Origin of the sequence: Moorena sp. SIO1F2, assembly GCF_010672755.1 — a bacterium.
Taxonomy (GTDB): domain Bacteria; phylum Cyanobacteriota; class Cyanobacteriia; order Cyanobacteriales; family Coleofasciculaceae; genus Moorena.
Genome location: NZ_JAAHFV010000237.1, coordinates 1 through 10,360, shown reverse-complemented (window position 1 = coordinate 10,360; position 10,360 = coordinate 1). Strand labels below are relative to the sequence as shown.

10 protein-coding genes are annotated in these 10,360 nt (G+C 45.5%); 8 read left to right on the top strand and 2 right to left on the bottom strand.

All coding sequences use genetic code 11. The features are described from left to right. The 5 genes from F6J94_RS23315 to ispE all read left to right on the top strand — a co-directional run. Positions 1 to 455, top strand: a 455-nt coding sequence (locus tag F6J94_RS23315; protein ID WP_293044575.1) for a glycerol-3-phosphate acyltransferase, incomplete at its 5' end; no start/stop codon positions are given. Positions 456 to 798: 343 nt separating this feature from the next. Then, on the top strand, positions 799 to 1,164 hold the full coding sequence (gene folB / locus F6J94_RS23310; RefSeq protein WP_293044580.1) for a dihydroneopterin aldolase: 366 nt from the start codon (positions 799 to 801) through the stop codon (positions 1,162 to 1,164). A 37-nt stretch (positions 1,165 to 1,201) separates the two neighbouring features. Next, entirely contained in the window at positions 1,202 to 2,167 is a 966-nt protein-coding gene (locus F6J94_RS23305; RefSeq protein ID WP_293018364.1) for a CBASS cGAMP-activated phospholipase, read from the top strand. A 212-nt stretch (positions 2,168 to 2,379) separates the two neighbouring features. Then, positions 2,380 to 3,228 (top strand): 16S rRNA (adenine(1518)-N(6)/adenine(1519)-N(6))-dimethyltransferase RsmA, encoded by an 849-nt coding sequence (rsmA, locus tag F6J94_RS23300; RefSeq protein ID WP_293018363.1) that lies wholly within the window; start codon positions 2,380 to 2,382, stop codon positions 3,226 to 3,228. After that, a complete protein-coding gene (gene ispE, locus F6J94_RS23295; protein WP_293044572.1) occupies positions 3,197 to 4,147 on the top strand; it encodes a 4-(cytidine 5'-diphospho)-2-C-methyl-D-erythritol kinase in 951 nt (316 codons plus the stop codon). The genes rsmA and ispE overlap by 32 nt, the downstream gene beginning before the upstream one ends. 108 nt (positions 4,148 to 4,255) lie before the next feature. Here ispE and mrdA read toward each other — a convergent pair whose 3' ends face one another. Both mrdA and F6J94_RS23285 read right to left on the bottom strand, forming a co-directional pair. Continuing rightward, a complete protein-coding gene (gene mrdA / locus F6J94_RS23290; protein ID WP_366510756.1) occupies positions 4,256 to 5,998 on the bottom strand; it encodes a penicillin-binding protein 2 in 1,743 nt (580 codons plus the stop codon). Between the two features lie 410 nt (positions 5,999 to 6,408). Beyond that, complete coding sequence (locus F6J94_RS23285) at positions 6,409 to 6,537, bottom strand: hypothetical protein (RefSeq protein WP_293030110.1); 129 nt, start codon at positions 6,535 to 6,537, stop codon at positions 6,409 to 6,411. Between the two features lie 36 nt (positions 6,538 to 6,573). Here F6J94_RS23285 and F6J94_RS23280 point away from each other — a divergent pair, with 36 nt between their 5' ends. The 3 genes from F6J94_RS23280 (at position 6,574) to F6J94_RS23270 (ending at position 10,252) form a co-directional block, all read left to right on the top strand. After that, positions 6,574 to 7,728, top strand: coding sequence for an ABC transporter ATP-binding protein (locus F6J94_RS23280; RefSeq protein WP_293044565.1), 1,155 nt, complete (start codon positions 6,574 to 6,576; stop codon positions 7,726 to 7,728). 221 nt (positions 7,729 to 7,949) lie between these two features. After that, positions 7,950 to 9,074, top strand: a complete 1,125-nt coding sequence (locus tag F6J94_RS23275; protein ID WP_293044563.1) for a spermidine/putrescine ABC transporter substrate-binding protein — start codon at positions 7,950 to 7,952, stop codon at positions 9,072 to 9,074. 314 nt (positions 9,075 to 9,388) lie between these two features. Then, a complete protein-coding gene (locus F6J94_RS23270; protein ID WP_293044577.1) occupies positions 9,389 to 10,252 on the top strand; it encodes an ABC transporter permease in 864 nt (287 codons plus the stop codon). Positions 10,253 to 10,360: the final 108 nt, after the last annotated feature.

Below are 10,360 nucleotides of genomic sequence, written 5' to 3'. Positions count from 1 at the left end.
TTAGTCTAGTCAATGGCTTTTATACCCTGACACAAGTTTCCCTACTCCCTGAAACCTGGCAACCCTGGTTAGTTGCATTAGCTGCGTTTGCTGCTATCTTTGGTCATAGTAAATCCATTTGGCTAAACTTTACCGGAGGTAAATCCGTTGCCACCAGTATAGGTGTTATCCTTACCATGTCTTGGCCTGTAGGGTTAGGAACCCTAGGTGTATTTGCAGTAGTCTTGGCCATTTCTCGTATCGTCTCTCTCAGTTCCATTGCTGGTGCGATCGCTGTTTCCCTACTGATGTACCTTACCAAAGCTCCTCTTGCCTATGAGCTATTTGGTATTGCTGCTGGCATATATGTGATCATCCGTCACCGCAGTAACATCCAGCGTCTACTTACAGGTACCGAACCCCAAATCGGGAAACCCCTTTCTCCAGCAGTATCCTTAGAGACTGGAACAGACTAAGACTATAAAACACAAGTCCCTGGTTATGGATTGCTTGGGTACAAATCTAATAAAGGAGCGGACTTAGGCAGCGGTGCAACACCGCACTTTTTGCGACGCGGTGCGACCCCGGTCGGGTGTCCCGACAAGCGTGAACGCGCACCAAGAGAACGAAGGGTGAAAGCACAGCAAGAGATATCGTTGTATGCTAGGGGTTGAATTGAGACAAAAATTCTGGTAGTAAATTCCAGCAATTCTCATTTTTAAACATTAGATTTTAAAAGCGATTAACCCAAAGTAGTAGCGCTAATGGCAATCGTTGACTTTGGTGATAAAGCATAGATGAGGGAAAACTTGACAAATGATGGACTGTATTAAACTGAGCAATATTCGCTGCTACGGTTACACTGGCTACCTACCGGAAGAACAGACCCTAGGACAGTGGTTTGAAGTAGACCTGACCCTGTGGCTAGATCTAAGCCCTGCGGGAGAAAGTGATGACCTTAGGGATACCATGGATTATCGGCAAACTATTGATACTGTCAAGCATTTGGTTAAAACCTCAAAATGTGCCCTGATCGAAAAATTGGCAGTTCAAATTGCTAATGCGATTCTAGAATTCGATAAGGTGGAGCAAGTTCAGGTGCAGTTAAGCAAACCTGGTGCCCCGATTCCAGATTTTGGAGGTAATATCACCCTGGAAGTGACTAGAACCCGTCACAATAGGTAGGAGGAATAATTCAACATCGTGGGTTTTTAGGGGGATCATGACTTTTCGCATACTCAGCTTAGATGGCGGTGGTATTCGGGGCGTTATCGCAGCAGTAATCTTGGCAGAATTGGAGAAAGAGATTAACCAGCCCCTCAACAAGTATTTTGATTTAATTGCAGGTACCTCCACTGGTTCAATCTTGGCTGCCGGGATTGCCACTGGCATCCCCAGTCGGGAGATGATTAGACTTTATGAACAGAAAGGGGAAAGGATTTTCCGCTACACCAGCCGTTTTTCACTAAAGCGGCTTAAGGTGATCCTTCAGTATGGTCTTTCTGCTCCTAAACACTCCAATCAGGGGTTAATTGAGGTGATGAAAGAACAGTTTGGGACGACCAAACTGTCGGATATCTACGATTCACCTCGGCTGTTGATCACAGCCTACGACACCATTAGTCGCATGCCGATTGTCTTTAAAAGCTGGCGTGAAGACAAAGATTATTTTGATGTTCCCTTATGGGAAGCCTGTGTCTGTTCCGCATCTGCCCCCACCTATTTTCCAGCCCATCAGCTCAAGACTCAAAGCAAGACTTACTCGGCAATTGATGGTGGGGTTGGGGCGAATAATCCCTCAAGCTGTGCATTAGCTGAAGCGATCCGCTTAAATCATTCCCTTGAGGAAATTTCTATAATCTCCATTGGCACAGGAGCATCCAACCGCCCCATTCCTTGGGAAAAAGCTAGAGGCTGGGGATTGGGACAATGGGGATGGCAAGGACGATTGATTGAAGTGCTATTTGATGCTCCTTCTGACATTCACCGGTATATTACCAAAGAGTTGATGGGTAGCTTAGAATCCGAGGATGCAACAGTTTCTCGTTACCTGCGTCTACAACCGCAAATCACTAGTGACGCAATGGATGATGCGACTCGGAGCAATATTGCCAAGTTAAAGCGTGTTGCCAAGAATTACGCCTGGCAAAACCAAGGTTTGTTCCAAAACTTCCTGAAAATAAATTGATTAACCTTTGAGCTCTTGTTCGTCGGTTTAGTAATGATAATTCAAGGAACTTGGTTACTTGTTACTGGTTAATTAAATATGATTAGACGTGATTAACCCAACTTGCTCTGATATCCTGTACAGTAGCATCATTATTATACTTCATTAATCGGTAATTACGCGCTTAAGTTATCAATTGGGTACCGAATTCAGAAATGCTATAAAATTGGGCAATGACCATAAAAGCTCGTAAAAAATTTGCTCAACATTGGCTGCGTAGCGAGGAGGCACTCAACCAAATCGTGACAGCCGCTAATTTACAAAAAAGCGATCGCATTCTAGAAATTGGTCCGGGTACTGGCATTCTTACCCAGCGGTTACTGCCTTTTGTTCAGTCTGTAGTGGCGGTAGAAATTGATCGAGACTTGTGCCGATTATTAGTTAAAAAACTCGGTAAGATAGATAATTTTTTACTGCTCCAAGGGGACTTTCTGTCCCTAGACTTAGATACCTTGTTAGCTAACTTTTCCAATTTCCAACAACCCAATAAAGTTGTTGCCAATATCCCCTATAATATTACCGGTCCGATTCTGGAAAAGTTGCTAGGTACCATCACTCAGCCAGCTGTGCCAGGGTTTGATTTAATCGTGCTGCTAGTCCAAAAAGAAGTAGCTCAGCGGTTATATGCCAAACCCAGTTCTAGAGCATTCGGGGCATTATCAGTGCGGGTTCAGTATCTCGCCAAATGTGAATTGATTTGCGATGTACCTGCCTCGGCATTCTCTCCTCCCCCCAAGGTCGATTCCGCTGTCGTACGGTTACATCCGAGCCTAGCTGAACCACCAGCTTCTGACCCCAGATGCTTGGAGACACTATTGAAACTGGGCTTTGGCAGCAAACGAAAAATGTTGCGCAATAATTTAAAATCTGTAATCGAACGCGATCGCATCACCCAATTGCTGGAACAATTAGAAATAAGCCCTCAAGCCCGAGCCGAAGACCTTAGTGTTGCTCAATGGATAGCCCTAGCGAATCAGATCACCATAAAGAATGCATTCTTATTCCCTAAATGCCCCAGCTAAAATCAATCTGTATTTGGAAATCATCGGTGATGCGGGTGATGGTTATCACGAACTCGCAATGATTCTCCAAAGCATCGAATTAGCTGATCAAATCGACATCCGTGCCATTGGTACACAGGAGATTAAAGTCCACTGTCATCATCCCCAAGTGCCAACGGATGAAAGCAACCTCGCTTATAAAGCAGCTGCCTTGATGTGGGAGGAGTTTCCTGAGTACTTTGCTAACTTGGGCGGTGTAGAAATTACTATCCACAAGCGAATTCCTGTAGCCGCTGGACTAGCTGGTGGCTCGACGGATGCAGCGGCTGTGTTAGTAGGAATCGATATGTTGTGGCAATTGGGATTAACCCACCCGGAATTAGAACAATTGGCAGCACAGCTTGGATCGGATGTGCCGTTTTGCCTGGCTGGTGGCACCGCTCTAGCTCTGGGCAGAGGTGAGCGCTTGTCTGCCCTACCGGGACTAGATTCTCTATATGTCGTGTTGGGTAAATACCGCAGTCTGATGGTTTCTACTGCTTGGGCTTATCAGACTTATCGAAATCAGTTTGGGGAAACCTATATCCGGGAGCCTGAGGACTTAGAATCCCGTGCTAATCGTTTTCATAGTGGTCCGATGGTTAAGGAAATCCTCAATAAGGATGGGGGACAGATTGGAAAACTCTTGCGCAATGATTTAGAGAAAGTGGTGTTACCCAATCACCCCCAAGTCTTGGAACTACGGGAAGCCTTTGAGAATAGTGGTGCCATAGGAACCATGATGTCTGGTTCAGGTCCGACGGTATTTGCCCTGTGCGAGTCCCAGGAGCAAGCCCAGGAAATTCAACAGAAAGTAAGCATTGACATTACTGACCCAGATTTGGAGTTTTGGGTAACCAAATTATCGAGTCAGGGAATTCAGATCATGTCAACACCTTGAGTCGTTAGTGTTGAGTTGGTTAGCCCTAACTTGGTTAGCCCTGAGTTGGTTGCTCCTGAGTCGAAGGTTACTGACCAGAGTCTGTTGGTAATTAAACATAACTAATTACTATTTATGCTTAAAATAAGCCTCCATCACCTGGCGCACAATTGGTCCTGCCACTGAACCTCCACCGCCGCCGGAATGTTCCACAAAAGCAACAACCGCAATCTCGGGTTTATCATAGGGGGCAAAACCACCAAACCAAGCATGAGGTTTCCCAGGAGGAGCCTCTGCTGTTCCACTCTTACCAGCGGCAGGAGGCAACTCTGGCACCCTCAATGCCGCTCCTGTTCCCCCAGTCACCACAGCTCGCAATCCTCGGCGCAGGGTCTGAATCGTTGATGGCTTCATATTGATGGACACTCGCCCTTTAATAGCATCCTGATTGTTCTTGAGCAAGTGGGGTTTAACCCGATAGCCACCATTGGCAACTGCAGAAAACATCACCGAGGATTGTAAGGGTGTTCCTAGGGTAAACCCTTGACCAATAGACATATTTATGGTATCCCCAACGGTCCATCCCCAATTGTAGTTTTTCCGCTTCCAGGCATCATCCACTATCAAACCACTGGATTCGCCGGATAACTCAATACCAGTTTTTTCACCAAAGCCATATCTACGAGCCCATTCAATCAGGGTTTTCCCCCCAACCCCTCGACCGATTTGACCAAAGAAGGTGTTACTGCTCCAAGCCATAGCACCCACAAATCCCATTGGACCAAATCCGGCTCGGTTCCACTCCCCAAAGGCATGACCACCGACATACAGGTAAGGATAAGTCTGTAAAACAGTTTTGGGAGAATACCGACCAGATTCCATACCCGCCGAAGCCGTGACCACCTTAAATGTACTGGCTGGAGGAAACCCTCGCATTGCCCGGTTGATAAACGGATTCCCTCTGCCTTGTAGCTTTCGCCAGGTTTCTGAGGTGATGCGAGTCGAGAAAATATTCGGGTCAAAGGTTGGACGAGAAACCATTGCGAGGACAGCACCGGTGTTGGGGTCTATAGCCACGACTGCCCCTTTGCGATCGCCTAATGCTGCCTCGGCTGCCTTCTGCACATCTATATCGATGGTTATATGGATAGGTTTACCCGCTTGTGCCTGTTTCTGACCCAGAACCCTGACGACTCGTCCAGCACCATCAACTTCTACTTGCTGACCGCCCCATTCTCCCCGTAGCAGATGCTCATAGGACTTCTCCACCCCCATTTTGCCAACCACATCACCGAGGCGGTAGCCGTCAGGTTTACGCCGTTGCAGCTCTTCATAGTCCAGCTCTCCAGTATAACCTAGAACGTGAGCCGATAGCTGTCCATGGGGATAGTACCGCAAGGCATCAATATCCACCTCTATCCCCTGTAATTCATTGCTGTACTCAGCCAAGGCAGTAACTTGAGCGGGAGTAACACCACGGGCAATCCGAAGTAGGTAAGGAGAGTTATAGCCCGCTTGTTCCAGACGCTTTTGAATCTCAGCGTCTGGTATCTTCAAAATTTGGGACAGGCGTTTGCGAGTTTGGGGCCATTGCTCCTGCCTAAGAACCATCGGCCACACAAATACCGAGTGAGACAACCGATAGCTAGCTAATACTCTTCCCTTACGGTCAAAAATATTGCCCCGTATAGGGGGCTTGGGAATCAGACGAATCCGGTTATTTTCTGCCAGCTGTTGGTTGCGTTCCCCTTGAACTAGCTGTAAATACGCTAAACGGGAAGCAATTCCCCCCAGCAAGAATAGGCTAATCAGTACCATAATCACTACGGATTGGTATTTGCGTCCGACAGTGCGGGAATTAGATCGATGCACTGCAAATGGAGATAAGGAAGGCTGAATTAATGTCATCGTCAGAGGTCTGAGAATGGGGAATCGCACTTGGAGAACACGGAATTGGGCAATTAAGGCGAATAGTCACCTGATCAATCCCAGTAACCTATTGGCTTTGATTCCGAATAAGTCTCCCTTTTCAATTAAGAATTAAGGATTGACAATTGACAACAAAACAACAGGACTCACGCCCCAAGCTTGTCGGTTAAAACTGGGTATGGGGTTGAGGGTGACCGGGTGTAGTGAGCAGAATTGGAATATGCCCTTGGGATTGCCCACACTAATTCACCTAGATCTGCCCCAAAGCCTTGATTAAGGAGGCTCTGATTTGCCCCTGTTCTAATAGCTCTTACCATTAGCTTAATACCTAGTCACGGCTAATACCCAGCAATTTACTTCTGCACCTCAGCTACTGGATCAGTGCAGATCTGTTTAGCTACTGCAGGAGTATTTTTAGGTTGGAGGATAAAATAAACCCAAGGAGAGAAACCGTGTTGCACAGATGCAGACAGACGAGGCATGACTCTGGGGGCATCACTACTGCTGAAATAACCACCATGTTTCAAACGACTGTTAAAGAACCACGTCCGACTACTACGACTACAGCTAAACTTGATGTTGAACTCCGGAAGGTTTTTAAAGTGTTCGACACCGAGACTGTTGTTCGTGGTGTTGACTTAACTATCCGTCGAGGAGAATTTTTTAGCATTCTTGGTCCGTCTGGCTGTGGCAAGACTACAACCTTGCGTTTAGTAGCGGGATTTGAGATGCCTTCAGCTGGGGAGGTAATGATTCAGGGACGCTCGATGAATCATATTCCACCACACCGCCGACCTGTCAATACTGTCTTTCAAAGTTATGCTCTATTCAATCACCTGAGTGTTTCCGAAAATATTGCCTTCGGTCTACGGCTAAAAAAGCTACCCTCATTGGAGGTTGAGGAACGAGTCAAAGCAGCCCTCAAACAAGTGAAACTGGAGGGATTGGCGAATCGGTATCCCCCTCAATTGTCTGGGGGTCAACAGCAACGAGTGGCATTAGCCCGAGCATTAGTTAATCGACCAGCGGTGCTGTTGTTGGATGAACCTTTGGGAGCGCTAGATTTCAAGCTGCGCAAACAGATGCAGGTGGAACTGTCAAATCTCCATCAAGACCTGGGGTTAACCTTTGTGATGGTGACCCACGACCAAGAAGAAGCTATGAGTCTTTCTGACCGTATCGCTGTGATGCGTGCAGGTAAAATTGAGCAAGTTGGTTCCCCCAGAGAAATCTATGAAAATCCTCGGACAACCTTTGTGGCGGACTTTATCGGTGATACCAATTTATTTAAAGGTCGTCTGCAACGGTCCGATGCCGACACACTTGAAATTACCACCAAGACTGGTATCAAGATTGTGGTTGAGTCTCCATCCGTTAAAGAAGTCCTGGATAATTCTAATGCTCAGGATATTGTAGTAGGTGTACGACCAGAGAAAATTCGCCTTAGTCTTTCCCCCCCAACAACAACAACTACTACTACTACAATGAATTGCTTTGAAGGACGTCTCAAACACGCGATGTACCTGGGTACTCATATTCAATGTGTGGTGGAGTTACTCAGTGGCGACTGTCTCAGAGTCATACTGGCCAACACCAATAACAAGTTACCAGACCCTCACACGACAATTTATGCTCGTTGGGCACCCACGGATTGTCGAGTGTTGGAGGAATAATTTGAGGATTTCGGTAGTTTTTGAGCCTAGTTTGCTTGGAAAATAGTGCTGAGTAGAGCAAGAGATTTTTATTTGTTGACTAGATAAAATCCGCTGGATTAATTATCCTATCCATTTTCGGGTAATGGGTAATCGGTAATCCGTTGTGAATAACTTTCTTCAACCTACCCTAAAATGGACGCCTGGGCAAAAACAAACGTCAACCTTCAACCTTTTCAATCGTGCTTTCTAAGGATCGACAATCATTACTAAAACGCCCTACAAGGCGCAACTTTTTACAGCTAGCCACGGTCGCTACCCTATCAGGTCTAACCTTGTCTGGATGTGGCTGGACTCTAGCTGAGGTCAGACCAACACCTCCTTCACCAGGTGACAGAAATAAACTATTTATCTACACTTGGACTAACTATACCGATGATGAGCTACTAGACCGCTTTAAGGAAATAACTGGAATCAAAGCTGTAGTCGATGTCTTTGATTCCAACGAAGCTATGCTTGCTCGACTTCAGGCTTCTGGGGGTGGAGCCTATAGCATTATCTACCCGTCTGACTACATGGTGCGGAAGATGGTGGAGTTGGATCTGTTGGTGAAACTGGATTTTGAACGCATCATCGGAATAAATCGACTGTTTTATAAGTTCCTCAATCCTATATATGACCCCAACAATTTGCACAGTATTCCTCTGAGCTGGGGAACAACAGGTTTGATTTACAACTCCAAAAAACTATCTAAGGTACCGGAGGATTGGAGCTATCTTTGGCAATATAAAGATAAATTATCGAGACGGATGACTTTGCTCAACGATGTGCGAGAAGTGATGGGTGCAACTTTGAAAATGTTGGGTTACTCGTACAACTCTACCAATCCCCAGGAGATCAAAAAGGCCTATGAAACGTTGGTGGAGTTAAAACCAAGTATTGCTTCATTTTCTTCTGATGCTTGGCGATCGCAAATCCTGACTGGGGATTTATGGGTTGCGATGTGTTACTCCTCCGATGCTGTTGACATCATGGCAGAAAACCCAGATTTGCAGTACGTGCTACCGAAAAGTGGTTCTTCCTTGTGGACCGATACCTTGGCAATTCCCAAAACAGCTCCCAATCTTGAGGGTGCCTACGCTTGGATTAACTTTATGTTAGAAGCAGATGTTGCTGCTCAAATTTGTGAACGGTTGAGCTTCGCCACACCAAACCAGAAAGCCTTTAAGCTATTGTCCCGTGACATCCAAGAGGATCAAAGTTTGTTTCCAGAACAATCAGCGTTAGAACGTTGTGAAGGTCTTGCACCTGTTGACGAGGTTAGCGAACTTTATGACCGATACTGGACTCAGTTGACCAGTGCTTAGGAGTTAGGAATTAGCCCTTTTCAACACCCTAAAGTTTAGGAAAATAGTACGGAACGGTAGCAATAAAAATATCATTAAAAATACCTATCAAAAAGAGCGAAACGCTATTGATAAATGTTATTATAACGAATAAAAAACCATAAGTGATAAAATAATAAATAATCACTCTAATTTTTAAGAGAGAGTTTTAAATTTATATATAAAAGAAAGATAGCATTTTTTAATAAAATTGGTATAAGTCTTGGAATAATGACTAAGAACTAATGATAAATAACACTGAAAGCGTTACTGATAACATTGCTGAATCCCCAGTTATGCAAGATAAGAGACAATTACGATGGCAGTGGTTAGAACCCCTAGGATTGCTCAGTCCAGCAGGTATATGGTTAGCTTTGTTGTTGGTGCTGCCAACCCTAGTGATTTTTGAACTAAGTTTGGTACCCAACATTAGACCAGGAGATGTGGTCAATCCCTCTGGTATTGATAATTATTTGCGGGTATTTGATCCAGTAATCTTGCAAGTGATGGGGCGATCACTTTTTTTGGCCATGGGAACCACTGTGATTTGTCTTCTGCTAGGATTTCCTGTGGCTTATTGGATTGCTCAGCTAGCACCCAAGCGGTGGCAAAATTTACTGCTGCTGGGTTTTATCTTACCGTTGTGGACATCCTCTCTACTGCGTTCTTATGCCTGGATTAGCATTCTGCGACCGACTGGGGTTCTCAATACAGTCCTGACTAGTCTTGGACTACCAGGGTTGGATTTGCTCAATCGTAGTGCTGCTGTATTGATTGCCATGGCTTACAGCTTTCTGCCATATATGGTCTTGATTCTCTATGCGTCTATAGAAAAGTTAGACAAACGGTTGTTAGAAGCGGCGGCGGATTTAGGGGCAAATCCCTATCAAACGTTTTGGAAAGTAACTGTACCCCAAACTCTACCAGGAATTGCTGCAGGTTCTTTGCTGGTATTTATCTCTGGATTAGGGGATTTTATTAATCCGGAATTGCTAGGGGGAGCATCGAGTATGACTGGAGCAAGATTGATTTATAACCAGTTTTTAGGAGCTACTCAAAACTGGGGATTTGGGTCAGCTTTGAGTATGATGTTAATTTTGGTTGTGAGTATAGCGATCGCACTTTTGATTAAGTATGGTGATCCAAAAGCACAGCCCTAGCACTATAGAAAAGGGAGTAGGGAGTAGGGAGTAGGGAGTAGGGAGTAGGGAGTAGGGAGTAGGGAGTAGGGAGTAGGGAGTAGGGAGTAGGGAGTAGGGAGTAGGGAG

Excerpts from the sequence above, each read along its gene's own strand:
- folB (WP_293044580.1), top strand. The coding sequence starts at position 799 with ATGGACTGTATTAAACTGAGCAATATTCGCTGCTACGGTTACACTGGC.
- F6J94_RS23305 (WP_293018364.1), top strand. The coding sequence starts at position 1,202 with ATGACTTTTCGCATACTCAGCTTAGATGGCGGTGGTATTCGGGGCGTT.
- rsmA (WP_293018363.1), top strand. The coding sequence starts at position 2,380 with ATGACCATAAAAGCTCGTAAAAAATTTGCTCAACATTGGCTGCGTAGC.
- ispE (WP_293044572.1), top strand. The coding sequence starts at position 3,197 with ATGCATTCTTATTCCCTAAATGCCCCAGCTAAAATCAATCTGTATTTG.
- F6J94_RS23285 (WP_293030110.1), bottom strand. The coding sequence starts at position 6,537 with ATGCCTCGTCTGTCTGCATCTGTGCAACACGGTTTCTCTCCTTGGGTT.
- F6J94_RS23280 (WP_293044565.1), top strand. The coding sequence starts at position 6,574 with ATGTTTCAAACGACTGTTAAAGAACCACGTCCGACTACTACGACTACA.
- F6J94_RS23270 (WP_293044577.1), top strand. The coding sequence starts at position 9,389 with ATGCAAGATAAGAGACAATTACGATGGCAGTGGTTAGAACCCCTAGGA.